This window comes from Streptomyces sp. NPDC001093 (assembly GCF_040298985.1).
Taxonomy (GTDB): Bacteria; Actinomycetota; Actinomycetes; order Streptomycetales; family Streptomycetaceae; genus Streptomyces.
The window spans coordinates 116,673-142,678 of record NZ_JBEPBF010000008.1 but is presented as its reverse complement, the minus strand read 5'-3'; the positions used below and the strand labels follow the sequence as shown (position 1 = coordinate 142,678).

The following is a 26,006-nucleotide window of genomic DNA, read 5'->3' as shown; positions in this document are numbered from 1 at the left end:
GCCTCGCGCCCCGTGCGCGGCGGCGCGTCGGGGAACCGGGCCGAGGCCGGCGGCGGAGGCGGACTCACGGGTGCACCGGCGGCGGGTACAACAAGCTTCGGTGTGCCGGGCCGAGGACCCTGCTCGGCCCGAGCACCGGCGCCGCCACGGGAAGCCCGGCCGTCACGCCCGGCGGCCCCGGCGGAAGGCGAGCCGTCACGCGCGGACCGATCGGCTGAGGACGAGCCGTTACCCGCGGACCGACCCGCCGCGGACGAGCCGCCACCCGCAGACCCCGCGGCCGAAGGCGAGCCGTCGCGTACGGGGCGCCAGGCCGAGGGCGAGCCACCGGTCATGGACCGCCCGGTCGAGAGCGAGGAGTCACCCCCGGACGCCCCGGCGGAAGGCGAGCCGCCACGCGCGGACCGATCGGCTGAGGACGAGCCGCCACCCGCGGACCGACCCGCCGCGGACGAGCCGTTACCCGCGGACCCCGCGGCCGAAGGCGAGCCGTCGCGTACGGGGCGCCAGGCCGAGGACGAGCCACCGGTCATGGACCGCCCGGTCGAGGGCGAGGAGTCACCCCCGGACGCCGCGGCAGAAGGCGAGCCCTGTCCCGCGAAGCCTCCGGCGGAGACCGGCCCCGCAGTCGCGGCCGCCCCGTCCGAAGCCGCGCCCCTACCGGCGAAGCTCCCGGCGGAGCCGCGACCCTCGGCCGCAGCGGACCCGCCCGACGGCCCGCCACCACCGGCGAGACCCCCGGCCGACGGGCGGCCCTCGTTCGGGGCTGTCTGCGGAGAAGCTCCCTCCCCGCCTGCCGCACCCGGGTTGGACAAGCGACCGGCGCGCGGCGTGAAGACCGACGGCTCGTCGTCGGGGTCGTCGGGCGGGGTGGACGGGCGCGGCGGGATGGGAGCGTGGCGCGCTTCCGTGCTCATGCACCCCCCGTTTCCTCGTGCCCGGGCCGTCCTCACGTACGCGGGCCGCTGCGCTGCTCCGCCGCGCCCGGCGCGCAAGCATCCGTCCGGGCACGCATACCCGTACGGCCGGACCGGCATCCCGGTTCAGGTGAAGCGGCCGGGCGCGTTCCGCCGTACGTGCGCGTCACTCTACGGGTTGTCCGGGCCGGAATCAGAACCAGTCCGGGGCGCCGGGGCATCTGCCCGGAACGTCCCCCTACCCTGCGGTAATCCTGTCTGGCAGGCTTCCGTCATGACTGCGCGCGCCGCCGACCGGGCCCGTTACGACAGGGCCACCGCCCATCTCGACGCCCCTCTCGCGATCGTGGACCTGGACGCCTTCGACGCCAACGCGGCCGATCTCGTCCGCCGGGCCGCAGGCAAGCCGGTCCGGGTCGCCAGCAAGTCCGTGCGCTGCCGGGCCCTGCTGGAACGCGTCCTGGCCAGGGACGGCTTCCAGGGGATCATGTCGTTCACCCTGGCCGAGTCGCTGTGGCTCGCCCGTTCCGGGTTCGACGACGTCCTGCTGGCCTATCCGTCCGCCGACCGGGCAGGTTTCGCCGAGCTGGCCTCCGATCCCAAGCTCGCCGCTGCGGTGACCGTGATGGTGGACGATCCGGCACACCTCGACCTCATCGACGCCGCCCGCGACGGCGGACGCGAAGTGGTGCGTGTCTGCCTGGAGTTGGACACCTCGCTGAAGCTGCTCGGTGGCCGGGTCCGGGTCGGGGCCCTGCGCTCTCCGCTGCGCTCCCCCGCCCAACTCGCCGAGCTGGCCCGCTCGGTGGCCCGGCGGCCCGGCTTCCGGCTGGTCGGGATCATGGCGTACGAGGGGCACATCGCGGGTGTCGGCGACGCGGTGGCCGGGCGGCCGCTGCGGTCCCGGGCGATCCGGCTGATGCAGGCGGCGGCGCGCCGGGAGCTGGCCGAGCGGCGGGCCGCGGTCGTGCGCGCGGTGCGGGCCGTCGTCCCCGGCCTGGAGTTCGTCAACGGCGGTGGCACGGGCAGCGTGCAGCACACCGCCGCCGAGGACGCGGTGACCGAGATAGCGGCCGGTTCGGGGCTGTACGTGCCGCGGCTCTTCGACAACTACACGTCGTTCACCGGCCGTCCGGCGGCTCTGTTCGCCCAGCCCGTCGTACGACGGCCGGGCGTCGGCGTGGTCACCGTGCTCGGCGGCGGCTACCCGGCCTCCGGTGCCGCCGGGCCCGACCGGCTGCCGGTGCCGTACCTGCCCGAGGGCCTGAAGTACGACCCCCAGGAGGGCCCCGGCGAGGTGCAGACCCCGCTGCTCGGCTCGCCCGCCGACGACCTCCTCGTCGGCGACAAGGTGTGGTTCCGGCACGCCAAGGCGGGCGAGCTGTGCGAGCGGTTCGACACCCTGCACCTCATCGAGGGGGACACGGTCACCGCGACCGTGCCCACCTACCGGGGTGAGGGGCAGACCTTCCTCTGACCGGCCGGCCTACAGGGGCGTGACGTACGCGCCGGCGATCCCGCCGTCCACCAGGAAGTCGGTGGCGTTGACGAAGGAGGAGTCGTCGCTGGCCAGGAAGGCGACGGCGGCGGCGATCTCCTCGGCCTCGGCGAACCGGCCGACCGGGATGTGGACGAGACGCCGCGCGGCCCGCTCGGGGTCCTTCGCGAACAGCTCCTGCAGCAAGGGGGTGTTGACCGGTCCCGGGCACAGGGCGTTGACGCGGATCCCCTCCCGGGCGAACTGCACGCCCAGCTCCCGGGACATGGCGAGGACGCCGCCCTTGGAGGCCGTGTACGAGATCTGCGACGTCGCCGCGCCCATCCGCGCCACGAAGGACGCGGTGTTGATGATGGATCCCTTGCCCTGGCGCCGCATGTAGGGGATGGCGGCCTTGCAGCACAGGTAGACGGAGGTGAGGTTGACCTCCTGGACCCGCTTCCAGGCCTCGAGGCCGGTCTCCAGGATGGAGTCGTCGTCGGGCGGGGAGATGCCGGCGTTGTTGAAGGCGACGTCGACGCTGCCGTAGGTGTCGTACGCCGTCCTGAACAGCGCCTCGACCTGCTCGGGATCGGTGACGTCGACCTTCACGAAAAGCCCGCCGACCTCGTCGGCGACGGCCTTGCCGCGGGCCTCGTCCACGTCCGCGCAGACCACGTGGGCGCCCTCGGAGGCGAGCCGGCGGGCGGTGGCGAGGCCGATGCCGCTGCCGGCTCCGGTCACGACGGCGGTACGGCCGGCCAGGCGGCGGCAAACAGATTCTGCGGTCACTGTGCGGAGCCCTCCGTGCTGGGGGAGACGTTGCTGATGAAGACGTTCTTGGTTTCGGTGAAGGCGGTCAGGGCGTCGGGGCCGAGTTCGCGGCCGAGGCCGGACTGCTTGAAGCCGCCGAACGGGGTCCAGTAGCGGACGCTGGAGTGGGAGTTGACGGACAGGTTGCCCGCGCGGACGGCCTGGGAGAGGCGCAGGGCGCGGCCGAGGTCCCGGGTCCACAGGGAGCCGGAGAGGCCGTAGGGGGTGTCGTTGGCGAGGCGGATCGCGTCCTGCTCGTCGGTGAAGGGGAGGAGCACGGCGACGGGCCCGAAGATCTCCTCACGGGCCGCCCGGCTGTCCTCCCGCTCACCCGTCAGGACCGTCGGCGGGAACCAGAAGCCGGGGCCGTCGGGGGCGCTGCCGCGCAGGGCGGGGGCGTCCTCGGGGACGCAGGACCGTACGCGGTCCAGCTGCTGACGGGAGATCAGCGGGCCCATCTGGGTCTTCTCGTCGGCCGGGTCGCCCACGACGACGGAGGCGAGGGCGTCGGCGAGGAACTCGCGGGCCTCCTCCAGCACCGTCTCCTGCACGAGGATGCGGGTGCGGGCACAGCAGTCCTGGCCGGAGTTGTCCAGGAAGGAGAACGGGTCGAGGGCCGTCTTCAGCTCGGCGTCGGCGAAGACGATGTTGGGGCTCTTGCCGCCGAGTTCGAGGGTGACCGGTTTGACGAGCCTCGCGCAGCGCTCCATGACCTCGCGGCCGGTGCGGGTGGAGCCGGTGAACACGATCTTGGCGACGTCGGGGTGCTCGACCAGGGCGCGTCCGGCGGTGTGGCCGTGACCGGGCAGCACCTGGAGGACATGCTCGGGCAGGCCCGCCTCCAGGGCGAGTTCGGCGAGGCGGAGCGCGGTGAGCGGGGTGGTCTCGGCGGGCTTGAGGACGACCGCGTTGCCGGCCGCGAGCGCCGGGAAGGAGCCCCAGGCGGCGATCGGCATCGGGAAGTTCCAGGGGGCGATCACGCCGACGACACCGAGGGGTTCCTGGAAGGTGACGTTCCAGCCGCCGGGCACCGGGATCTGCTTGCCGAGAAGGCGTTCGGCGCCGCCGGCCGCGTACAGCAGCAGATCGCGGGCGTTGCCGGCCTCCCAGCGGGCGTTGCCGACGGTGTGGCCGGCCTCGCGGACCTCCAGCTGGGCGAGTTCCTCGAGGTGGGAGTCGACGGTGTCGGCGAAGCGGCGCAGCAGCCGGGCCCGGTCGGCGGGGGCGAGGGCGGCCCACCCGGTCTGGGCGCGTGCGGCCCGTACGACGGCGGCGGCCACGTCCTCCTCGCTCGCGGCGGGGACGGTGGCGACGACCTCTTCGGTGGCGGGGTTGAGGACGACGAGCTCGTGCGGGTCGGACACGTGGTGACCTTTCACAGGCGTTCGAAGGAGCGGCGCAGCTCCCAGTCGGTGACCGCGGCGTCGAAGGCCTCCAGCTCTACGCGCGCCATGTTGCGGTAGTGCGCGACGACCTCGTCGCCGAAGGCGGCCTTCGCGATCGGGCTGTTCTCCCACAGCTCGGCGGCCTCGCGCAGGGTGGTCGGGACGTGCTCCAGGCCCGCGGTGTAGGCGTTGCCGGAGCAGGGCTCGGGGAGTTCGAGCTTGTGCTCGATGCCGTACAGGCCGGCCGCGACGAGTCCGGCGACGGCGAGGTAGGGGTTGACGTCCCCGCCGGGGAGGCGGTTCTCGAAGCGCAGGGAGCGGCCGTGACCGACCACGCGGAGCGCGCAGGTGCGGTTGTCGTGGCCCCAGGCGACGGCGGTGGGGGCGAAGGAGCCCGGCTGGAACCGCTTGTAGGAGTTGATGTTCGGGGCGTAGAGGAGCGAGAAGTCGCGCAGGGCGGCGAGCTGTCCGGCGAGGAAGTGCCGCATGACGTCGGACATTCCGTCGCCGTCGGCCATCGCGTTGGTGCCGTCGGCGTCGGCGAGGGAGAGGTGGATGTGGCAGGAGTTGCCCTCGCGCTCGTTGTACTTGGCCATGAAGGTGATCGAGACGCCCTCCTGGGCGGCGATCTCCTTGGCGCCGGTCTTGTACAGCGCGTGCTGGTCGCAGGTGACGAGGGCCTCGTCGTAGCGGAAGGCGATCTCGTGCTGGCCGGGGTTGCACTCGCCCTTGGCGGACTCGACGGTGAGGCCGGCGCCGGCCATGTCGTTGCGCAGGCGGCGCAGCAGGGGCTCGATGCGGCCGGTGCCGAGGATGGAGTAGTCGATGTTGTACTGGTTGGCCGGGGTGAGGCCCCGGTAGCCAGCGTCCCAGGCCTGTTCGTAGGAGTCCTTGAAGACGATGAACTCCAGCTCGGTGCCGACCTGGGCGGTGTAGCCGAGCTCGGCGAGCCGCTCCAGCTGGCGGCGCAGGATCTGGCGGGGCGCGGCGACGACGGGTGAGCCGTCGTTCCAGGCGAGGTCGGCGACGAGCAGGGCGGTGCCGGGGTGCCAGGGGATGCGGCGCAGGGTGGCGACGTCGGGGTGCATGGCGAAGTCGCCGTAGCCGCGGTCCCAGGAGGACATCGCGTAGCCGTCGACCGTGTTCATCTCGGTGTCCACGGCGAGGAGGTAGTTGCAGCCCTCGCTGCCGTGCCGCAGGACTTCGTCCAGGAAGAAACGGGCGGCGAACCGCTTGCCCTGCAGCCGCCCTTGCATGTCGGGGAAGGCCAGGACGACAGTGTCGATCTCACCGCTCGCGACGAGGGTGTGCAGTTCCTCGACACTGAGCGGGGGTGTGCGGTCTGCCACGGGAGAGCCTCCTTCGGCGCCTTCGCGCTTTTTCGGCCGGGCCGGGAGCCATAAGGTATTGCTCAGAACCATTGCTTGGGAAGGGGGTACGGCGGATGTCGCAAGAGACGGAGTGGCACGGGGCGCATGCGCCGGGAGTCGACCGGCTCGCTCCGGTGCTGCGACCGGTGCGGGCGGGCAACGGCTTCGAGGAGGCGCTGGAGCAGATCCTCCAGGTCGTGCGGCTCGGTCTGGTGCCGGGCGGGGAACGGCTGCCGGCCGAGCGGGAGCTGGCGGAGCGGCTCGGGATCAGCCGGGTGACGCTGCGCGAGGTGCTGAAGGTGCTCCACGACCAGGGGCTGGTGGAGGCGCGGCGCGGGCGCTACGGCGGAACGTTCGTGCTGCCGCGCGCGGACGCCGGCGGCGAGGACGAGCTGCGGCGGCGGATCGCCGAGGTCGACATCGAGGACGTACTGCGGTTCCGCGAGGTGCTGGAGGTGGGCGCGGCCGGGCTCTGCGCGGCGCACGGGCTGACGGACGAGCAGGCGGACCGGCTGCGCGAGGCCCTGGCCCGCACGCACGACGCCCCGCTGGCCGACTACCGCCGGCTGGACACCCTGCTCCACCTGACCCTCGCCGAGCTGTGCGGATCCCCGTCCCTGACCGCGCAGTACGCGGCGGTCCGGGCCACGGTGAACGACCTGCTCGACTGCATCCCGCTGCTGGTGCGCAACCTGGAGCACTCGCAGCGCCAGCACGCCGCGCTGGTGGAGGCGGTGCTGGACGGGGACGCGGACGGCGCGCGGGAGATGATGCGGGAGCACTGCGCGGGCACGGCGGCGCTGCTGCGGGGCTTCCTGGCGTGAGGCAGGTCTGGAAAGGTATGGATGCGAACCTTTGGCTTCCATGGAGGGCGGCATGACCGTACGACCGCTGATCGGCATCAGCACCTATCTGGAGTCCGGCGCGCGCTGGGGGGTGTGGGAGCTGGACGCGGCGCTGCTGCCGGCCGGCTATCCGCGACTGGTGCAGCGGGCAGGCGGGCTGGCCGCGATGCTGCCGCCGGACACTCCCGAGCGCGCGGCGGAGACGGTGGCCCGGCTGGACGCCCTGGTGATCGCCGGCGGCCCGGACGTGGACCCGGCCCGGTACGGCGCCGAGCGCGAGCCCCGCACGGGCCCGCCCGCCCCGGCCCGTGACGCCTGGGAACTGGCCCTGATCGAGGCCTCGTTGGACGCCGCCATGCCGGTGCTGGGCATCTGCCGGGGCATGCAGCTGCTGAACGTGGCCCTCGGCGGCACTCTGGTCCAGCACGTGGAGGGGCACGCGGAGGTGGTCGGCGTGTTCGGCGGTCACCCGGTGAAGCCGGTGCCGGGGAGCCTGTACGCCGGGATCGTCCCGGAGGAGACCACCGTGCCCACCTACCACCACCAGGCCGTGGACCGGCTCGGCGCGGGACTGGTGCCGTCGGCCTACGCGGCGGACGGCACGGTGGAGGCGGTCGAGCTGCCCGCGGACCGGGGCTGGGTGCTGGGCGTGCAGTGGCACCCCGAGATGGGCGAGGACCTGCGGGTGATGTCGGCGCTGGTGACAGCGGCCGCACGGGGCACGGCCGGACAGCCGTAGCACCGGCCCCGGACAGCCGTGGCCCCGGACTGGATCACGGCCGCTTTCCGAGCCACTGTCGATACCGCGCCGCGCCCCTTGGGGAGCTGCAGGGCCGCCGGCTTCGAGGCGCCGCCGCTGCGGGCGGTCCTGCCGCTGGGGCGGCACGGGTGAGCGACCCCGCCCCCGGCCGGCACCGATCCCGGCCCGCCGCGGAGCGCCGGCCCCTCACCCCCGCGTCAGCGACAGCAACTCCCGGGCCGGGCCGGCAGGCCGGTGCCCCGTCGGCCAGACCGCGCGCAGGTCGCGGCGCAGGGAGAGGCCGTCCACCGGGATGCTGACCAGGCGTCGCATCGCCAGCTCCTCCCCCACCGCCAGCTCGCTGAGGACCGAGGGTCCCGCGCCGCTGACGGCCGATGCCTTGACCGCCGTGGTCGAGGACAGCTCGATCAGGGGCCGGGCGAGGCCGCCGAGCGCCGCGTCCAGCACCTGCCGGGTGCCGGAGCCGCGCTCACGGAGGATCAGCGGGGTGCCCGCCAGCTCCTCCGCCGTCACCGGGCGCCGGCGGCGGGCCCAGGGATGGCCGGGCGCGGTGACGACGATCAGCCGGTCGCGGGCGATGACCGCGGAGTCCAGTCCCGTCGGGACCGACAGGCCCTCCACGAACCCGAGGTCCGCCTCCCCGGCCAGCAGGAGTTCCGCGACCTTCGCCGAGTTGCCCGCGAGCAGCGACACGGCCGTGTCGGGCCGCTCGGCGTGCAGCGCGAGGAGCCAGCCCGGAAGCAGGTACTCGGCGATGGTCATGCTCGCCGCGACCCTGAGGCGCGAGTCCCGCCGGTCCCGCAGCGCGCGTGCGCCCGCGTCGAAGGCCGCCGCCGCCTCGACCACACGGCGGGCCCAGTCCGTCACCAGGGCTCCCGCGTCCGTGAGCCGGGAGCCGCGGGGCGAGCGGTCGACGAGGGCCACACCCAGTTGCCGTTCCATGGAGCGGATCCGGCTGCTGGCGGCGGGCTGGGTGATGCCGACCTCGCGCGCCGCCGCACCGAGACTGCCCAGCCGTGCCACCGCCAGCAGCAGCTCCAGCGCGGCCAGGTCGGGCACCCGGTGCGCCAGTGACGCCGTGCGCTCCGGTTCCGTGCGCTCCCGCTGCCGCCCCTCCACCTCGCTCATAAGACCAGCTTATGCCCTGATAGAAATGAACTCCCTGGTCAGGAGTGAGCGGCGGCGGCACGGTGGTGCCATGGTCACCGCAGCCCAGCCCTTGCACACCCCTTCCGTCCCCCGTACCGCCCGGGTCCGCCACCTGGGCCCCAACTGGTACGCCGCCGTCATGGGCACCGCCATCCTCGGCTCGGCCGGCGTCGCCCTGCCGGCACACGCGGCGGCTCTGCGCCATGTCTTCGCCGGAGCCTGGGCCCTGTCCCTGATCATGCTGGTGACCCTGCTCGGGGCCCGGGCCCTGCACTGGACCCACCACCGCGACCTGGCCCGGGGGGATCTCCTGGACCCGGCCATGGCCCCCTTCTACGGCTGCCTGTCGATGGCCCTGCTGGCGGTCGGCGGCGGGGCCATGACGGCCGGGCAGGACCTGATCGGCGTCGAAACGGCCGTCGCCCTGGACGCCGTACTGTTCACCGCGGGCACGGCGGTCGGGCTCGCCGCCGCCGTGGCCGTGCCGTACCTGATGGCCGTACGGCATCGCGCCGAGCCCGCGCAGGCGAGTCCGGCCTGGCTGCTGCCGCTGGTCGCGCCCATGGTGTCGGCCGCGCTCGGCCCGCTGCTGGTACCGCATCTGCCGGCGGGCCAGCCCCGCGAGACCCTGCTGCTGGCCTGCCTCGCGCTGTTCGGGATGAGCCTGCTCGCGACACTGCTGATGCTGTCGCTGGTCTTCGCCCGGCTGGTCTCGGGCCCGCTGCCGCTCGCCCTCACCCCCACCCTGTTCCTGGTCCTCGGCCCGCTCGGGCAGTCCACCACCGCGGTCGGCAAGATCGCGGACGCGGCTCCGGGCGTCGTACCGGCCGCGGACGCCCGTGGCCTCCCGGTCTTCGCCGTCCTGTACGGGGTGCCGGTCATGGGGTTCGCGCTGCTGTGGCTGGCGCTGGCGACCGCGCACGTGGTGCGGGCCCGCCGGCGGGGCATGGGGTTCGCGATGAGCTGGTGGGCGTTCACCTTCCCGGTGGGCACATGTGTCACCGGCGCCATGGCGCTCGCCCGGCACACCGGTCTGGAGGTCTTCGACGCGCTGGCCGTCGGTCTGTACGCCGTGCTCGCCGCGGCCTGGGCGGCGGCCGCCGCCGGCACCGTACGCGGTCTGCTCAGCGGCGAGCTGCTCGCAGCGCCTCGGCAAGCACCTGTGGCGCCTCGGCCAGAGACGGGCCGTACCAGGTCAGGTGCCGCCCGCTGACCAGGGCGCAGGGCAGGCCGGGGAAGGCCTCCGGGCCGTCGTCGGCGGTGAAGCGGTAGGGCTCGTCGGGCAGCACCACCAAGTCCGGCGCCGCCGCTCGCAGCTCCTCCAGCGGGACCCGGGGGTAGCGGTCGCAGTGGCCGGCGTACAGGTGGTCGACGCCCAGCCGGGCCAGGACGTCGCCCGCGAACGTGTCCCGGCCGAGGACCATCCAGGGCCGCCGCCAGATCGGTACGACGGCGCTCGTACGGTCCTGCGGCCGCGGCAGCGCCGCCCAGGCCGCCTCCGCCCCGGCCAGCCAGCGCGGGCGCCCCGGCGCGCCGCACGCGGTGAGGACGCGTTCCAGCTCGGTGAACGCCTGGGGCACGCTGCGCACCTCGGTGACCAGCACCTTGAGCCCTGCGGCGCGCAGGGCGTCCAGATCGGGGGCCCGGTTCTCCTCCTCGTTGGCGATCACCAGGTCGGGCGCGAGGGCGAGGACGCGGTCGAGCTCGGGGTTCTTCGTCCCGCCGATCCGGGTGACCTCCAGGTCCGCCGGGTGGCTGCACCAGTCGGTGGCCCCGGCCAGCACCCCGGGCAGCGTCACCGCCACCGCCTCGGTGAGGGACGGGACCAGGGAGACGACCCGCACTACCGCGACCGGTCCTGAACGGCCTCGATGTGCTCGGCGACCGCCACCACGATGACCCGGGTGTCCGGCACCGTCGCCCGCCACCGATGGCGGACCCCACCCGTCAGATACAGGGTGTCACCGCGCCCGAGGCGATACGCGCGCCCCTCCGCCTCTATCTCCACCGCGCCGTCGGCGACGTACATCAGCTCGTCGTTGCGGTGCTGGAACTCGCGGCCTGCGTCGTGGTCGCCGGTGATCTCGGAGGCGTGCAGCTGGTGGTGGCCGCGCACCAGGGAGCGGGTCCGGGGCTCGAAGTCGCCCTCGACGACCGGGTCGGCGCGGACGACGTCCACACTGGCCGCCGGGTCGGCGGCGGCGAGGAGTTCGACGGCCGTGGTGCGCAGGGCGTCGGCGAGCTTCTCCAGCGAGGTGCGGCTGGGGCGGGCCCGGTCGTTCTCGACCTGGCTGAGGAAGGGCACCGACAGACCGCTGCGCTCGGCCACGGCGGCGAGGGTCAGCTCCAGGGCACGGCGGCGTCGGCGGACGGCCGCGCCCACCCGCACGGGCTGTTCTTTGTGGTCGCCCATCGCTCCGGCTCCCTCCCTCGCTCGTCGTGCCACGGTCCGGGTGCCCGGGTCGGGGCACACCTCTTCTGATGACTTCTCTGCACCCTACGCATGTTCGGCAAACCGTTTCACGTGGCTCTCACATACCCGACATGCTGCCGAGGCACCACCCTCACGGTTCGCGCCGCAGTGACGGGGCCCCGGGCCGGTCCCGGGCGGCGTCCGGCCCCGGGCCGAACATGCCGACCAGCAGGGCCGGGCCACCGGGCGGGGGCCAAGGTTCGTCACGGAACGTGGTTGGCCGGATCCTTGCCATGCCGGGCAAAGGCGCTGCGCCAGTGCGGGACCACGGGGCGACCACGACCGGCTGCTTCCCGGCACAGGTGCGCTCGAGCCCGGCGGGCATGGCAGTGTCGGTGCGGTGCGGCATGATGCGAGCGTGACCGGACGACTCATGCTGCTCGACACCGCATCGCTGTACTTCCGCGCCTATTTCGGCGTCCCGGACTCCGTGAAGGCACCGGACGGCACGCCCGTGAACGCCGTGCGCGGACTGCTGGACTTCATCGACCGGCTGGTCAGAGACCATCGGCCGCAGCACCTGGTGGCCTGCATGGACGCCGACTGGCGGCCGCAGTGGCGGGTGGACCTCATTCCCACCTACAAGGCGCACCGGGTCGCCGAGGAACACGAGGACGCGCCGGACGAGGAGGTGGTGCCGGACACCCTCTCGCCGCAGGTGCCGGTCATCGAGGAGGTGCTGGACGCCCTCGGCATCGCCCGGGTCGGCGTCGCGGGGTACGAGGCGGACGACGTGATCGGCACGTTCACCGCGCGCGCCGGGGGTCCGGTCGACATCGTCACCGGCGACCGCGATCTGTACCAGCTGGTGGACGACGCGCGCGGGATCCGGGTGCTGTACCCGCTGAAGGGCGTCGGCACCCTGGCGCTGACCGACGAGGCGGTGCTGCGCGAGAAGTATGGGGTCGACGGGCGGGGGTACGCGGATCTGGCGCTGCTGCGCGGCGACCCGAGCGACGGCCTGCCGGGCGTGGCCGGGATCGGCGAGAAGACGGCCGCCAAGCTGCTCGCCGAGTTCGGCGACCTGGCCGGGATCATGGCGGCGGTCGACGACCCCCGGGCCAAGCTCACGCCGTCGCAGCGCAGGCGGCTCACCGAGGCCGGCCCGTATGTCGCGGTCGCGCCGAAGGTGGTGCGGGTGGCGGACGACGTCCCCCTGCCGGACGTCGACACGGCCCTGCCGCACGCCCCGCGGGACCCGGCGGCCCTGGAGCGGCTGGCCGAACGCTGGGGGCTCGGCGGCTCCCTGCAGCGGCTGCTGACCACACTCGCCGTGGAACCCGGGGGACGGTGACCGGAATGGTGACCGGAATACCGAGGTGTGACCGCGGAGCGAGATGCTAGCTTAGGTAAACCTAACCATCTTGCTGGAGGTCGTGATGGCAGATCGTCCGGTGCGAAAGCCGCGCAGGACCCGCACCGCCCATGTGGTCCGCACCGAGCGGCTGACCCCGCACATGCAGCGTGTGGTGCTCGGCGGCGAGGGCCTGGCCGACTTCGCGGCGGACACCTGCACCGACCACTATGTGAAGCTGCTCTTCGGCCCCGAGGGCGTGACCTACCCGGAACCCTTCGACCTGGAGCGGATCCGGGCGGAGTTCCCGCGGGAGCAGTGGCCGGTGACCCGGACCTACACCGTGCGCGCCTGGAATCCCGAACACCGCGAGCTGACCCTGGACTTCGTCGTCCACGGTGACGAGGGCCTGGCCGGCCCGTGGGCATGCCGGGTGCGGCCGGGCGAGACGGTGCGCTTCATGGGCCCCGGCGGCGCCTATGCCCCCGACCCCGCGGCCGACTGGCATCTGCTCGCCGGTGACGAGAGCGCGCTGCCCGCGATCGCGCGGTCCCTGGAGGCGCTGCCCGCCGGCGCCCGCGCCCATGCCTTCGTGGAGGTGTCCGGCCCGGAGGAGGAGCAGAAGATCGACTCCGATGTGGCGGTCGTCTGGCTGCACCGCGGGGACCGCCCGGTGGGCGAAGCCCTGGTGGAGGCCGTACGCGGCCTTCGGTTCCCCGAGGGCCGGGTGCACGCGTTCGTGCACGGCGAGGCGGGCTTCGTGAAGGAGCTGCGCCGGCTGCTGCGGGTGGAGCTGGACATCCCGCGCGAGGACCTGTCGATCTCCGGCTACTGGCGCCTGGGGCACAACGAGGACGGCTGGCAGGCCTCCAAGCGGGACTGGAACGCCCGTATCGAGGCCGAGCAGGAGAGCGGCGCGGCGGCGGCCTGAGGCCGGCCCCGCTCAGGTCTCGTTGATCCTGCCGAACGGGATGTGCACGCTCGGCGTGGTCCGGGACGTGCTGTGCAGGTGTGTCACCTGGTCGTCGAAGAAGATGTGCGGTCTGAGCACCGTCAAGACCGCGCTCTTCTCGATGCCGCCGAGGAAGAAGGCGCCGTTGACCGTCACGCCCCACTGCTTCAGGCTCCGCACGGCCCGTTCGTGGGCCGGCGCGGCGCGCGCGGTCACGATGGAGACGTGGACCCGGCTCGGATAGTCCGGGTCGGTCCTGCGCCGCTCCTCCTCCCGGCGCTGTATCCGGTTCACACCGGCGAGGAAGTCCCGCAGTGGTCCAGGGTCGTGCGGGGTCGCCGCGTTACGGGTCTCGTGCGCGCGGAACTCCTCCAGACCGCCGGACTGGTACACCTGCTCGGCGGCATCACTGGCGAGCACCCCGTCGAAGTCGAACGCGATCCGCAGTTCCCGGTCGGCCGGGTCGTCCGCGTACGACGATCCGAGCACATGTCCGGCCGGCAGGCCGGCCGCGACCGCCTCGCGCACGTCGTCGCCGTTCGCGGACAGGAACAGGGACATGTTCAGCGCGGTCATGAACGCGTACGGCGCCCTGCCCTGCATGAACACGGCCCGGCTGACCGGCAGTTCATGGGCCTCGATCGACCGCATGACCCGCAGGCCGGTGTCCGGGTCGTTGCGGGAGAGGATGATGACCTCGACGAGCGGGTCTCCCGGCTCGCCGAGGTCGTTCAGCGACAGCAGCCGGCGGATGAACGCGAACGCGACCCCGGGGCGGAGCGTGTTGCCGGCGTTCTCCTCCTGGTAGGCCCGGTAGGCCTCCTCGCCCTGCTCGCGGAAGACCGCGTCCGACTCCCGCAGGTCGAACAGGGCGCTGGAGGCGACGCCGACGACGAGTCGGTTCGCGAGGTCGTAGGCCGGCATGTCCTACATCATCACACCGACCGCTGGTAGGAACGGAAGGTGCGGATCGACAGCCACACCGCCGCGACCGCGAGCGCGAGCAGCGCGCCGCCGCGGCTGAGGACCTCGCCCCGGCCGGGCTGCCCGGACATGGCCGAACGGCCCGCCACCATGGCCCAGTTGAGCGGGTTGAAGTCGGCGATGTGCCGCATCCAGCCGGGCATCTGCGAGGGTGCCATGAAGGCGCTGGAGAGGAAGGTCAGCGGCAGCAGCAGGAAGGTGTTGATGCCGATGATCGACTCGCGTTCGCGCACGAGCATGCCGAGCGCGTTGGACAGGGCGCCGAAGACCGTGCCGAGCAGGACGGCGGCCAGCACGAGGATGACGACGCCGACGACGCCGCCGGGGTAGTCCGCGCCGCCGAGCAGGCCGAGCAGCACGATGACCACCGACTGGAACGCCGTGACCAGGCCGTTGTTGACGACGTTGCCGTTCATCAGCGCGGCCCGGCTGACCGGGGTGGTCAGGAAGCGGTCGAGGGTGCCGCGCTGGATCTCCTCCAAGGTGGCCATCCCGGCCCACATGTTGGAGCTGAGCGCGCTCATCACGACCACGCCCGGCACCAGGTAGTCCAGGTACGAGGTGGTGCCGAAGCCGCCCAGTTCGACGACCTTCCTGAACAGGTTGCCGAACAGGAACAGCCAGATCACCGGCTGAATCAGGGTGATGACCGCGTAGGCGGGCTGCCGGGCGAACACCCGGAGCTGACGCTGCGTCATGTACCAGGTCTGGGTGAGGGCGACGCTCATCGCACACCTCCGGCGAGCACGGCCGCGGTCTCGGCCTCGGCCTCCGCGTACCGGCGGCCCGCGTGGCGCAGATAGACGTCGTCCAGCGAGGGCCGGGCGACGGTGGCCGAGGAGACGGTGACCCCGGCCCGGTCCAGCGCGGCGAGCAGGGCGGGCACCGTGGCCGCCCCGTCGTCGGCGCGGACGCTGATCCTGCGCCCCTCGCACAGCGCCTCGTGCACCCCGGGCAGGGCGGTCAGGGCGCCGGTGAGCAGGGTGCGGCCGGCCTCGCCGAGCGGCTCGCCCAGCTCCAGGTGGACGGCGTCGCCGCGCAGTTCGCCCTTGAGGGCGTCCGGGGTGCCCTCGACCACGATCCGGCCGCGGTCGACGATCGCGATGCGCTCGGCGAGCCGGTCGGCCTCCTCCAGATAGTGCGTGGTGAGCAGGATGGTCAGCCCCTCGTCGCCGGCCAGTCGGCCGATCTCCTCCCACATCGCGGTGCGCGCCTCCGGGTCGAGGCCGGTGGTCGGCTCGTCCAGGAAGAGCACCTCGGGCCGGTGCACCAGTCCGAGGGCGACGTCCAGGCGGCGCCGCATGCCGCCCGAGTAGCCCTTGACCGGCCGGCGGGCGGCGTCGGCGAGGCCGAACCGCTCCAGCAGTTCGTCCACCCGGCGGTTCAGTGCCGTACCGCTCAAACCGTGGAGGCGGCCCTGGAGCTGGAGGTTCTCCCTGCCGGTCGCGACCGGGTCGGCGCCGGACTGCTGGGCGACCACGCCGATCGCGCGGCGCACCCGGTCGGGGTGGCGCAGCACGTCGTGCCCGGCGACGGTCGCGGTGCCGGAGTCGGGGCGGGCCAGGGTGGTGAGGATCTTGACGGTGGTGGACTTGCCGGCGCCGTTGGGGCCGAGGAGTCCGAAGACGGTGCCCGGTGCCACGGTGATGTCCATGCCGTTCAGGGCGGTGACGTCACCGGGATAGGTCTTGACGAGCCGGCGCGCCTCCACTGCGGGCGCACGGGTGTTCATGACGACTGCTCTCCTGCGGGTGTGAAGGACGGAAGATCCACGTGAAGAGCGCCGGGCTATCCTGGGTGTGCCGCACCTCGATGGCCCGGAGCCGCCGCACGGCGGATCCGTTTCGGGGTTCGAGACCCCGGCGGAGCTGCTGCAACAGCCTCGCCGGGGTCGTGTTCTCTCTCAGGTGGTCACGGTGAAGTCCGGTGGCAGCTCCCCGGTTTCGTGGAAGTGCCGCCAGCCGTCGACGCCCGGCAGCGTGCCCTCCTCCATCTCCGCCAGGAAGCCGCGCACCCACTGGGCCTGCGCCGCGGTCATGTGCAGCTGGTACTCGATCTCGACGAGGAAGAGCCGCGGCAGCGTCTCGGACAGCTTGTCCAGCGCTCCCCGCCCGCTCGCCACCTGGACCTCCAGAGCACTGAGCCGCTCCCGAAGCAGCCGCACCACCTCGTCGGGGTGCAGCGCACCCATGAGCGAGAGGGCGGTTTCGAAGATCGGGTACTCCTTCACCGGGACGGCGATGAGGTCCGACAGCCACTCGGTCAGCTCCTCGCGCCCGGCGTCGGTCAGTCCGTACACCGTGCGTTCGGGGCGGTTGCCCTGCCGCTCGACGTCGGTCACCTCGACGAAGCCGTGCTTCTCGAGGTTCTGCACGACCGTGTAGAGCGAGCCGTAGTTGATCTTCGTGCTGGTGTCCTTGCCCTGGCGGCGCAGGGTCTGGGCGATCTCGTACGGATGCATGGGCTTCTGCCAGAGGGTCGCCATCACCGCGAGCGCCAGCGGGTTGCCGAGCTTGCGGCGCTTCATGGCCACGGCGATCACCTCGCTTCCGAATATCCGTACACGAACATATCGCGTCCCAGTCGCGAGCGTCAAGATTTACGATGTATCGCGTTTTGCTCGAGAGTGTGGCGGTGGCCCGGACCGCGACGCCCCGGCCGCCGTTCTCCCCCTCGTACCCTTGACCCCGATGAGACGCCGTACGCCACCCCCGCCTGCCCCGCTCCCCCAGCGCGACGGGGTCGACCCCGTGCGGGTGCGGCTGCCGTACGGGGGGACGTGGGCCACCGTGCGGGAGCATCTGGTGGAGCGGCTGTCAGGAGCCGCGCCCGGGATGATCGAGTCGATGTTCGACGCCGGGCTGATCGTCGGCGCCGACGGGCGCGCGGTGGCGCCGGACGCGCCGTACGAGCCGGGGATGTTCGTCTGGTTCCACCGCGAGCTGCCCGCCGAGGTACCGGTGCCGTTCCCGGTGGAGGTCGTCCACCAGGACGCGCACATCGTCGTCGCCGACAAGCCGCACTTCCTCGCCACGACGCCGCGCGGCAGTCATGTGACCGAGACCGTGCTGGCCCGGCTGCGGCGCGAGCTGGACATCCCGTCACTGACCGCGGCGCACCGCCTGGACCGGCTGACGGCGGGGCTGGTGCTGTTCACCGTGCGGCCCGAGGAGCGCGGGGCGTATCAGACGCTGTTCCAGGACCGGCGGGTGCGCAAGGAGTACGAGGCGATCGCGCCGTACGACCCCTCGCTCGCCCTGCCCCGGACCGTGCGCAGCCGGATCGTCAAGGAGCGCGGGGTGCAGGCGGCCCGGGAGGTCGAGGGCGAGCCGAACGCGGAGACGTACGTGGAGTCGGCCGGGCGGCGGGGCGGGCTGGCCCGGTACCGGCTGGTCCCGGCGACCGGGCAGACCCATCAACTACGGGTGCATCTGAACGCGCTCGGCGTGCCCATCCTCGGCGACCCGCTGTATCCGGAGGTGACCGCCCCGGTGCCGCCCGGCGACTTCCGGCGCCCGCTGCAACTGCTCGCCCGCAGGCTGGAGTTCACCGATCCGGTCACCGGCACGGAGCACACGTTCGTCAGCGGACGCGTGCTCCAGGCCTGGGCGTCGTACGACAGCTGGGCGGGCCGGGGCTGAGCGCCCTTCCGGAAGGACCGCGGTGGGCCGTCCTTCAGGGCGCGGTCACTCCCCGCGCCACCAGTTGAGCAGCCGCCGCCAGACGCCCCGTCGGCGCGCCGCCGGTTGCGGAGCCGCGGGGTAGGGCTCGGGCACGACGGGACGGGGCGGGGTGGGGCGGGGCTCTTCGGCCGCCGGCCGGTCGGAGCCCGGGGTGCCGGGCTGCCAGGTGCGTTGCGGCGGGAGGGGCACGGGCCTCGGCAGGACGTTGACGTCCTGCTGCGGCTTCGGCTCGAAGCGCACCGGCAGCGACACCAGGTGCCGGGAGGCGATGGACGAACGCCAGCTCAACTCCTCGACAGGGCAGTCGAGTTGGATGTCGGACAGGCGAATCAGCAGCGCGTCCACGCCGACGTCGGCGATGGCGCGGCCGATGTCCTGGCCGGGGCACTCGTGCGGGCCGCCGCCGAAGGCGAGGTGGGAGCGGTTGCCCTGCATGCTGGCGGACAGGTCGGGGCGGATGCGCGGGTCGAGGTTGCCCGGCGCGGGCGCGAAGAGCAGGCCGTCGCCCTTGCGGATGCGCTGCCCGCCCAGCTCGGTGTCCTGCTTGGCGTAGTAGCCGAGAACGGTGCTGAACGGCGGCTCGTCCCACAGGGACTGCTCGATCGCCTCCGGCACGGTCATCTGGCCGCCGCTGAGCTGGGCGCGGAAGCCCGGCTCGGTGAGGACCATGCGCAGCGCGTTGGCGAGGAGGTTCGCGGTGGCCTCGTAGGCCGCGAAGAGGACGAGCCGCAGGTGTTCGCGGACCTCGTCGTCGCTGAGTCCGGCCGGGTGGGTGATGAGGTGACTGGTGAAGTCCCCCTCGGGCCGGGCGCGGCGCCGGGTGGTGAGCCGGTTCAGCGCGTCCATGACGTAGGCGTGGCTCTGGATGGCGGTCTCGGTGCCCTTCAGGGCGTCCCGTGCGGCCTGCACGATCCGGTCGTTGTACTCGTCGGGCATGCCGAGGATCTCGCACATGACGGCCATCGGCAGATGCTCGGCGAACTGGGAGACCAGGTCGGCCCGGCCGCGTTCGCAGAAGCTGTTGACCAGTCCCTGGGTGTGGCGGCCGATGTGGCGGCGCACGGTGCGGTGGTCGATGGTCTCCATGGCCGCGGTGACGGCCGCGCGCAGCCGCTGGTGCTCGTCGCCCTCGGCGTGCGAGCAGATCGGCTGCCAGGCGATGTGCGGCATCAGCGGGTGGTCGGGCTTGACCATGCCCTCCACCAGCGGGGACCAGACCCGGCTGTCACGGGTGTACACGGAGGGGCTGCGCACCAGTTGCTGGTTCTCGGCGTGCCCGAGGACCACCCACATCGGTACGTCGTCGTGCAGCAGCACGGGAGCCACGGGGCCGTACTCGTCCCGCAGCCGCTCGTAGAGGCCGCCGAGGTCCTCCGCGTCGGGGCCGTAGAGCCGGTGCAGCCCGCCGGGTCCCGGGCGGTGCGCGGGGCAGCCCGGCGGCGGTCCGGGGGTGTGGTCTGTGTCGGTCAGGGAGGAGGATTCAGACGTCACGGTGTCGCTCCGGAACGGAAGGGGAGGGGGTCGGTCGGGTGGGGGATCAGGCGAGGGCGCGGGACAGGGCGATCGAGTGCAGGAAGCGCATCAGGGTCATCAGCACGTCCTTGCTGGAGGCCCGGCGGCGTACGTCGCAGTCGACGATCGGGATCTCCGGGGTCAGGTCGAGTGCGGCGCGCAGTTCCTCGACGGGGTAACGAGGCGCGTCCGGGAAGGAGTTGATGGCGACGACGAAGGGCACGCCGCGCTCTTCCAGCCGGCCCATGACGTCGAAGCTGACCTCCAGGCGCCGGGTGTCGACGAGGACGACCGCGCCGAGCGCGCCCTCGAACAGCCCGTTCCACAGGAACCAGAAGCGTTCCTGGCCGGGGGTGCCGAAGAGGTAGAGCACCAGCTTCTCGGTGATGCTGATGCGGCCGAAGTCCATGGCCACGGTGGTGGCCGTCTTGGACTCGGAGCCGTAGTTGTCGTCCACGCCGATGCCGGCCTGGGTCATGGTCTCCTCGGTGGTCAGCGGCCTGATGTCGCTGACGGAACCGACCATGGTCGTCTTGCCGACGCCGAAGCCGCCCACGATCACGATCTTCACCGCGGTCTCGGCCGTGTGCGGCAGATGATCCTCGGTGCGTGGTCCGGGGATGGTGTCAGAGCCGTTGAAGTCCATGCATCACCGCTTCGAGGAGTGACCGGTCGGGGAGCGCCCGGCGGACGACCGGGGCGCGCACCTGCACCAGTTCGGCCGTGATCAGCTCGGTGATCAGGACGGTCATCGCGCTGAACGGCAGGTTCAGATAGGCCGAGAGTTCGGCCACGGACAGGGGGTTGGCGCAGAGCCGCAGGACCGCGGCCTGCTCCGGTGAGGCGGCCATCTGGGGCGCGTCGCGCGCCACGATCAACGTCACGAGGTCGAGTTCGGCGCGTGCGCCGTCCTCGGATCCGGCGACGGTGTAGAGCCGTTCGGGGTTCTTGGGCTCGGCCTCGCCGTCCGCCGGCTCGGGTGCCGGTGGCTGCGGCCGGGGAGGCGGCGGGGGCTTCGGCTCGCGCCGTTTGCGTCGTGGAGGAGTCATACGCTCTGCCCGTTCCGCCGGGGCGGACTGGTGAGATGGGCGCCGATCCGGACGACGAGGTCGCGCATCATGCCGCTCATCCGGCCCGGTTCGCAGGTCACGTCGGCGAGTACGGCGAGGAAGGCGTTGTCGCCGGCGTTCATCAGGTAGAAGTAGCCGCCGTCGATCTCGAAGACGACGACCTGCATGTCGCCGGCGCCGGGGAGCTCCTTGATGATGGCGCCGGCCAGGCTCTGCACGCCCGCGCAGGCGGCGGCCACGCGGTCGGCGGCGTCGGGGTCGCCGCCGTAGCGGGCGATGCGCAGTCCGTCCGCGGAGAGGACCACGATCATCTCGATGCCCGGCACGCCGTCGTTGAGCTGCTTGAGCATCCAGTCGATGTTGCCTCGCTGCTGGATCACTTGAGGTCCCCCTCGTCGTCGGCCTCGGTGGTGCCCTCGACGGGCTCGTCCGCATAGTCGTTGAGCAGGTGCACGTACTTTTCCGGGTGCCTCGTGAAGTCGGTCAGTTCGGGGCCGGTGGCGCCCTCGGGCATGCCCTTGCGCAGGCCGTTCCAGAAGTCCTCGATGCCCTGCCCGAGCGGCCGCTCCATGAGCTTCTTGCGCTCGGGGTCCATCTCGGGCTCCCGCTGGGGCTTGGGCTGCGACCAGACGGTGGGCCTGCCCTCGCGCTCGGCCTGCTCGACCTCGGCCTGCTCGGCGAAGCGCTGGCTGATCGGGGTCTTCATCCGGCTGCGGCGCTGCGGCAGCCCACCCGCCGTCCACTCGGTGACCACCGGGACGTCGTCCTCCATGGAGATCCCGGCCGGGATCTTGGGGCTGGTGGGGCGGCGCCGCTTCGGCGGGCGCTTGGGTCCCTCGACCGCGCCGAGCGCGGGGATCGGGGTACCGGTGGCACCGATGCCGTGGGCGGCGCCGACACCGGGCTCGGTGGTCGTCATCACGCGCGGCACGATGAGGATCGCGCGGCAACCGCCGTACGCGGAGGCCCGCAGCGAGACCTCCATGTCGAACATCTTGCACAGGCGGCCGACGACGGCGAGGCCGAGGCGCGGGTTCTCGCCCAGGTTGTGGGCGTCGTCGAGGTTCTTGGCGTCCTCGATCATCTTCTCGATGCGGGCGCGGGACTCCTCGCTCAGGCTGACGCCGGCGTCCTCGATCTCGATGGCGATGCCGGTCTGCACCTCGGTGGCGGTGACGTGCACCTTGGCCGTGGGCGGCGAGTAGCGGGTGGCGTTGTCGAAGAGCTCGGCCGCGGCGTGGATGACCGGCTCGACGGAGGTGCCCTTGATGTTGATGTTGACGATGGAGTTCAGCTGGATGCGGCGGTACTCCAGGATGCGCGACATGGCACCGCGCAGGGTGCTGTAGAGGGAGACCGGCAGCGGCCACTGGCGGCCCGGGCGGCCGCCGCCGAGGACGGAGATGGTGTCGGCGAGACGGCCGATCAGCGAGGTGCCGTGGTCGATGCGCAGCAGGTCGTCGAAGACCTCGGGGTTGCGGCCGTGGTCCTCCTCCATCTCCCGCAGTTCGTTGGACTGCTGGTGGACGATGGCCTGGACGCGACGGGCGATGCTCACGAAGGAGCGCTCGGTGGCGTCGCGCATGTTGATCTCGCGGTCGGCTCCCTGCATCGCGGCGCGGAACATCTCGCGGTAGGAGTCGGGCAGGCTGCGCAGTTCGGGGTCGACGTCGTAGCCGTTGGCCATCACGTCGCGCAGCGGTTCGCCGGCCCGCAGCCGCAGATGGCCGTGCGGGATGATGTCGCTCGCGAAGCGCCCGATCAGATCGTCGTGGGCGGCGAGCCGGTGCTCCAGATACGCGGTGTGACGGGCGTGCTCGGCCTGTTCCTCGCGGAGCCTGCGGCCGCGGCGGGCGGCCTCCGCGCCCGTGGCGAGGATCAGCAGGAGGGCCACGGCTCCGACCACGCCGATGCCGATACGGGCCGACGCCGGCCCCAGGGCGACGGCCGCCCCGGTCGCGGCTGCCATCAATATGGCCGGCGGCAACAGTACGCGGGCGTAAGGACGTTCACGGCCACCGGGAGGCTTCTGAACACTCACCATGGATGCCTTCTGAGATGAGTCGGCTGGGTGTCGGGGGAGCATGTGTGGGGAAGGTTCATGGAACTGTCGGGATTTATCGCATGTTTGGGAACAGACGCACGAATTCGGCTCAACTCGGTGCGCCGCGGGCGAGCTTAGTCCGACCGGATCATCGCCGTGTCATATTCGGCAAGCACCTGAAATGCCCCATGCACCAGGAGTACGCTCGACTCCATTTACACGCTCAGCGCCTATTCGAACACGTTCGGTCACGGTGTACGGGCATGCGAAAGCGACTCACCGTGATAGGCGAATGGGGGCCCCGAAAGGACCCCCGACATAGTCACCCACTCCGGCGAACCGGAGATCACCCCACCGACGAGTAGGCGACGACCCCCCGCAGCACCTGCTCCACAGCCTTGCGCGCGGCCTTGGCCACGGTCGAGCCCTCGGAGGGCGCCGCCGCGGAGATCTGGCCCAGCACGTCGATGACCTGCTTGCACCAGCGCACGAAGTCCCCCGCGGGCATCTCCGCCTCACGCAGCACCTCGTCGAGCCCCTTGCCCGAGGCCCACATGTACACGGCCCAGGCGAAGCCGAGATCCGGCTCGCGCTGCCCGACGCCCTCGGTCTGGTTGATCCGGAACTCCTCCTCCAGACCGTCCAGCCGGCCCCAGATCCGGACCATCTCGCCGAGCGCGGCCTTCCCCTTGCCCGAGGGCAGCTTGGGTGCCATCGCGTCGTCGCCGACCCGTGCCTCGTACACCAACGCCGAGGCGCAGGCGGCGAGTTCGGCGGGGCTGAGCCCCTCCCAGACCCGCTCGCGCAGGCATTCGCTGGCCAGCAGGTCCAGTTCGCCGTACAGCCGGGCCAGGCGCTTGCCGTGCTCGGTGACCTCGTCGCCGCGCAGGTAGTCGAGCTCGGTCAGCAGGGCCACGATCCGGTCGAAGGTCCGCGCGATGGTGTTCGTACGGCCCTCGATGCGGCGCTCCAGCTGTGAGGTGTCGCGCAGCAGCCGGTGGTAGCGCTCGGCCCAACGGGCGTGGTCCTCGCGGTCGTTGCAGCCGTGGCAGGGATGCGCGCGGATCGCGGTGCGCAGGCGGGCGATCTCGCGGTCGTCGGCGGCCTGCGAGCGCTTCTTGCGGGCCCGCTCCGGCGGGATGTGCCCGGCCTTGGTGCGCAGCGCGGAGGCGAGGTCCCTGCGGGACTGCGGCGAGCGCGGGTTGAAGGACTTCGGGATCCGCATCCGGTCCAGCGGCTCGACCGGCACCGGGAAGTCCATCGACGCCAGCCGCTTGACCTGCCGTTCGGCGGTCAGCACCAGCGGGCGCGGACCGTCGAGGTGGTCCAAGCCGCGGTGGCCGTTGGAGCGGCCGGCGGGCAGGCCCGGGTCCAGCACGAGCGCCAGCCCCGCGTACTTGCCCGTCGGGACGTGGATGACGTCGCCCGGCTTGAGCTTCTCCAGCGCCACGGCCGCCTCGGCGCGGCGCTGGTTCGCCCCCTGCCGGGCCAGTTCGGTCTCCCGGTCCTTCAGCTCGCGGCGCAGGCGCGCGTACTCGTCGAAGTCGCCGAGGTGGCAGGTCATGGAGGCCTTGTAGCCGGCCAGGCCCTCCTCGTTGCGCTGCACCTGGCGGGAGATCCCGACGACCGACTTGTCGGCCTGGAACTGCGCGAAGGAGGTCTCCAGCAGCTCGCGGCTGCGGTGCCGGCCGAACTGCTCGACCAGGTTGACCGCCATGTTGTACGACGGCTTGAAGCTGGAGCGCAGCGGGTAGGTGCGGGTGCCCGCGAGGCCGGCGAGGTGCTCGGGGCTCATGCCGCGCTGCCACAGCACGACCGCGTGGCCCTCGACGTCGATGCCCCGGCGGCCGGCGCGGCCGGTGAGCTGGGTGTACTCGCCCGGCGTGATGTCGGCGTGCTGCTCGCCGTTCCACTTGACGAGCTTCTCCAGCACCACCGAGCGGGCGGGCATGTTGATGCCGAGCGCGAGGGTCTCGGTGGCGAACACCGCCTTGACCAGGCCGCGTACGAACAGCTCCTCCACGACCTCCTTGAAGGTCGGCAGCATGCCCGCGTGGTGGGCGGCGATCCCGCGCTCCAGGCCCTCCAGCCACTCGTAGTACCCGAGGACGTGCAGATCCTCCGGCGCGATGTGGGCGGTGCGCTCCTCGACCAGGGCGCGGACCTGTTCCCGCGCCTCCTCGTCGTTCAGCCTCAGGCCCGCGTACAGGCACTGCTGGACGGCGGCCTCGCAGGCGGCGCGGCTGAAGATGAACGTGATGGCCGGCAGGAGGCCCTCGGAGTCCAGGCGCTCGATGACCTCGGGCCGGCCCGGTGTCCACACGCGCGAGCGCTGTCTGCGCTCCCGCTCCCGGTCGGCCTCGCGCATCGCGCGGCCGCGTCTGCGGTCCTGGTACGACGGCCGGGTCGCCTCCATGCGGGCGAGGCGGGCCAGGTCGGGGTTGACGGCCTTCTTGTGGCCCTCGCCCTCCTCGAACAGGTCGTACATCCTCCGCCCGGCGAGGACGTGCTGGAACAGCGGCACGGGGCGGTGCTCGGAGACGATCACCTCGGTGTCGCCACGGACGGTGTCCAGCCAGTCACCGAACTCCTCGGCGTTGGACACGGTCGCGGACAGTGACACCAGGGTCACCGACTCGGGGAGATGGATGATCACTTCCTCCCAGACGGCACCGCGGAAGCGGTCGGAGAGGTAGTGCACCTCGTCCATGACCACATAGCCGAGGCCCAGGAGGGTCTGGGAGCCGGCGTAGAGCATGTTCCGCAGGACCTCGGTGGTCATCACGACCACCGGGGCGTCGGAGTTCACGCTGTTGTCGCCGGTGAGCAGGCCGACCTTGCCGGTGCCGTAGCGCCGGCACAGGTCGGCGTACTTCTGGTTCGACAGCGCCTTGATGGGTGTCGTGTAGAAGCACTTCTTGCCCTGCTTGAGGGCGAGGTGGACGGCGAACTCGCCCACGATCGTCTTGCCCGAGCCGGTGGGGGCGGCCACCAGTACGCCCTTCCCCGCCTCGAGTGCCTGGCAGGCCTCGATCTGGAAGGGGTCGAGGCCGAAGTCGTACATCTCGCGGAAGGACGCGAGCGCGGTGGCCTGCTCGGCTGCCCGCCTGCGGGCTGCCGCGTACCGCTCGGCCGGAGAGAGGTCCTCTGTCATCGTGCTTTCGAGCGTACCGGGCCCCACTGACAACAGGACGATCATTATCCGGAAGTGGGCTGATCGACAAAGGCGGATGCCCCCGTCCCTGAGGGCGGGGGCATCCGGCGCGGTGCGGTGCGGC

Annotated in this window: 23 protein-coding genes; 7 read left to right on the top strand and 16 right to left on the bottom strand. The window is 72.3% G+C overall.

The features are described 5' to 3' along the window. Nucleotides 1-1,191 precede the first annotated feature (1,191 nt). Nucleotides 1,192-2,394 (top strand): amino acid deaminase/aldolase, encoded by a 1,203-nt coding sequence (locus ABT288_RS06955; protein ID WP_351603558.1) that lies wholly within the window; start codon nucleotides 1,192-1,194, stop codon nucleotides 2,392-2,394. Between the two features lie 9 nt (nucleotides 2,395-2,403). On the opposite strand, the gene ABT288_RS06950 is transcribed toward ABT288_RS06955, so the two are convergent. Genes ABT288_RS06950 through ABT288_RS06940 form a run of 3 tightly spaced genes read right to left on the bottom strand, consistent with a single transcriptional unit; the run spans nucleotide 2,404 to nucleotide 5,941 of the window. Further along, nucleotides 2,404-3,186 (bottom strand): 3-oxoacyl-ACP reductase, encoded by a 783-nt coding sequence (locus ABT288_RS06950; protein ID WP_351603556.1) that lies wholly within the window; start codon nucleotides 3,184-3,186, stop codon nucleotides 2,404-2,406. Further along, nucleotides 3,183-4,571, bottom strand: coding sequence for an aldehyde dehydrogenase family protein (locus tag ABT288_RS06945; RefSeq protein ID WP_351603554.1), 1,389 nt, complete (start codon nucleotides 4,569-4,571; stop codon nucleotides 3,183-3,185). The genes ABT288_RS06950 and ABT288_RS06945 overlap by 4 nt, the downstream gene beginning before the upstream one ends. A gap of 11 nt (nucleotides 4,572-4,582) precedes the next feature. Then, nucleotides 4,583-5,941, bottom strand: a complete 1,359-nt coding sequence (locus ABT288_RS06940) for a glutamine synthetase family protein (RefSeq protein ID WP_351603552.1) — start codon at nucleotides 5,939-5,941, stop codon at nucleotides 4,583-4,585. A gap of 95 nt (nucleotides 5,942-6,036) precedes the next feature. On the opposite strand from ABT288_RS06940, the gene ABT288_RS06935 reads away from it, so the two are divergent. Together ABT288_RS06935 and ABT288_RS06930 are read left to right on the top strand one after the other, a co-directional pair. Then, nucleotides 6,037-6,786, top strand: coding sequence for a FadR/GntR family transcriptional regulator (locus ABT288_RS06935; RefSeq protein ID WP_351603550.1), 750 nt, complete (start codon nucleotides 6,037-6,039; stop codon nucleotides 6,784-6,786). Between the two features lie 52 nt (nucleotides 6,787-6,838). Next, nucleotides 6,839-7,546, top strand: a complete 708-nt coding sequence (locus ABT288_RS06930) for a gamma-glutamyl-gamma-aminobutyrate hydrolase family protein (RefSeq protein ID WP_351603548.1) — start codon at nucleotides 6,839-6,841, stop codon at nucleotides 7,544-7,546. A gap of 207 nt (nucleotides 7,547-7,753) precedes the next feature. Here ABT288_RS06930 and ABT288_RS06925 read toward each other — a convergent pair whose 3' ends face one another. Next, the gene (locus ABT288_RS06925) at nucleotides 7,754-8,695 is read right to left on the bottom strand and encodes a LysR family transcriptional regulator (RefSeq protein WP_351603546.1); all 942 of its coding nucleotides are present in this window, start codon (nucleotides 8,693-8,695) and stop codon (nucleotides 7,754-7,756) included. Nucleotides 8,696-8,765: 70 nt separating this feature from the next. On the opposite strand from ABT288_RS06925, the gene ABT288_RS06920 reads away from it, so the two are divergent. Further along, nucleotides 8,766-9,929, top strand: coding sequence for a TDT family transporter (locus ABT288_RS06920; protein ID WP_351603544.1), 1,164 nt, complete (start codon nucleotides 8,766-8,768; stop codon nucleotides 9,927-9,929). Here the strand turns inward: ABT288_RS06920 and ABT288_RS06915 are convergent. Then, nucleotides 9,841-10,560 (bottom strand): helical backbone metal receptor, encoded by a 720-nt coding sequence (locus ABT288_RS06915; protein WP_351603542.1) that lies wholly within the window; start codon nucleotides 10,558-10,560, stop codon nucleotides 9,841-9,843. The genes ABT288_RS06920 and ABT288_RS06915 overlap by 89 nt on opposite strands. Beyond that, nucleotides 10,560-11,129 (bottom strand): helix-turn-helix domain-containing protein, encoded by a 570-nt coding sequence (locus tag ABT288_RS06910; protein WP_351603540.1) that lies wholly within the window; start codon nucleotides 11,127-11,129, stop codon nucleotides 10,560-10,562. Before ABT288_RS06910 ends, ABT288_RS06915 begins: the two co-directional genes overlap by 1 nt. A 418-nt stretch (nucleotides 11,130-11,547) precedes the next feature. Between ABT288_RS06910 and ABT288_RS06905 the strand changes: the two genes are divergently transcribed. Both ABT288_RS06905 and ABT288_RS06900 read left to right on the top strand, forming a co-directional pair. After that, nucleotides 11,548-12,483 (top strand): 5'-3' exonuclease, encoded by a 936-nt coding sequence (locus tag ABT288_RS06905; RefSeq protein ID WP_351603538.1) that lies wholly within the window; start codon nucleotides 11,548-11,550, stop codon nucleotides 12,481-12,483. An 85-nt stretch (nucleotides 12,484-12,568) separates the two neighbouring features. Beyond that, a complete protein-coding gene (locus ABT288_RS06900; RefSeq protein WP_351603536.1) occupies nucleotides 12,569-13,414 on the top strand; it encodes a siderophore-interacting protein in 846 nt (281 codons plus the stop codon). A gap of 12 nt (nucleotides 13,415-13,426) precedes the next feature. Here ABT288_RS06900 and ABT288_RS06895 read toward each other — a convergent pair whose 3' ends face one another. The 4 genes from ABT288_RS06895 to ABT288_RS06880 all read right to left on the bottom strand — a co-directional run bounded on the left by ABT288_RS06895 (nucleotide 13,427) and on the right by ABT288_RS06880 (nucleotide 16,946). Then, nucleotides 13,427-14,359, bottom strand: coding sequence for a 5'-nucleotidase (locus tag ABT288_RS06895; RefSeq protein ID WP_351603534.1), 933 nt, complete (start codon nucleotides 14,357-14,359; stop codon nucleotides 13,427-13,429). Nucleotides 14,360-14,370: 11 nt separating this feature from the next. Next, nucleotides 14,371-15,147: an ABC transporter permease gene (locus ABT288_RS06890; RefSeq protein WP_351603532.1), complete on the bottom strand. Its 777-nt coding sequence runs from the start codon at nucleotides 15,145-15,147 to the stop codon at nucleotides 14,371-14,373. Then, on the bottom strand, nucleotides 15,144-16,151 hold the full coding sequence (locus ABT288_RS06885; protein ID WP_351603530.1) for an ATP-binding cassette domain-containing protein: 1,008 nt from the start codon (nucleotides 16,149-16,151) through the stop codon (nucleotides 15,144-15,146). Before ABT288_RS06885 ends, ABT288_RS06890 begins: the two co-directional genes overlap by 4 nt. Before the next feature lie 171 nt (nucleotides 16,152-16,322). Continuing rightward, nucleotides 16,323-16,946, bottom strand: coding sequence for a PadR family transcriptional regulator (locus ABT288_RS06880; protein WP_351603570.1), 624 nt, complete (start codon nucleotides 16,944-16,946; stop codon nucleotides 16,323-16,325). A 163-nt stretch (nucleotides 16,947-17,109) separates the two neighbouring features. Here ABT288_RS06880 and ABT288_RS06875 point away from each other — a divergent pair, with 163 nt between their 5' ends. Continuing rightward, a complete protein-coding gene (locus tag ABT288_RS06875) occupies nucleotides 17,110-18,060 on the top strand; it encodes an RluA family pseudouridine synthase (RefSeq protein ID WP_351603528.1) in 951 nt (316 codons plus the stop codon). Nucleotides 18,061-18,105: 45 nt separating this feature from the next. Here ABT288_RS06875 and ABT288_RS06870 read toward each other — a convergent pair whose 3' ends face one another. From ABT288_RS06870 to ABT288_RS06845, 6 genes are all read right to left on the bottom strand, one after another. Then, a complete protein-coding gene (locus tag ABT288_RS06870) occupies nucleotides 18,106-19,593 on the bottom strand; it encodes a cytochrome P450 (RefSeq protein WP_351603526.1) in 1,488 nt (495 codons plus the stop codon). Between the two features lie 46 nt (nucleotides 19,594-19,639). Then, complete coding sequence (locus tag ABT288_RS06865; protein WP_351603524.1) at nucleotides 19,640-20,260, bottom strand: GTP-binding protein; 621 nt, start codon at nucleotides 20,258-20,260, stop codon at nucleotides 19,640-19,642. Beyond that, entirely contained in the window at nucleotides 20,241-20,663 is a 423-nt protein-coding gene (locus ABT288_RS06860) for a DUF742 domain-containing protein (RefSeq protein WP_351603522.1), read from the bottom strand. Before ABT288_RS06860 ends, ABT288_RS06865 begins: the two co-directional genes overlap by 20 nt. Continuing rightward, entirely contained in the window at nucleotides 20,660-21,064 is a 405-nt protein-coding gene (locus tag ABT288_RS06855; protein WP_228618682.1) for a roadblock/LC7 domain-containing protein, read from the bottom strand. Before ABT288_RS06855 ends, ABT288_RS06860 begins: the two co-directional genes overlap by 4 nt. Further along, nucleotides 21,061-22,728 (bottom strand): ATP-binding protein, encoded by a 1,668-nt coding sequence (locus ABT288_RS06850; RefSeq protein WP_351603520.1) that lies wholly within the window; start codon nucleotides 22,726-22,728, stop codon nucleotides 21,061-21,063. Before ABT288_RS06850 ends, ABT288_RS06855 begins: the two co-directional genes overlap by 4 nt. Nucleotides 22,729-23,074: 346 nt before the next feature. After that, the gene (locus tag ABT288_RS06845; protein ID WP_351603518.1) at nucleotides 23,075-25,927 is read right to left on the bottom strand and encodes a DEAD/DEAH box helicase; all 2,853 of its coding nucleotides are present in this window, start codon (nucleotides 25,925-25,927) and stop codon (nucleotides 23,075-23,077) included. Nucleotides 25,928-26,006 lie beyond the last annotated feature (79 nt).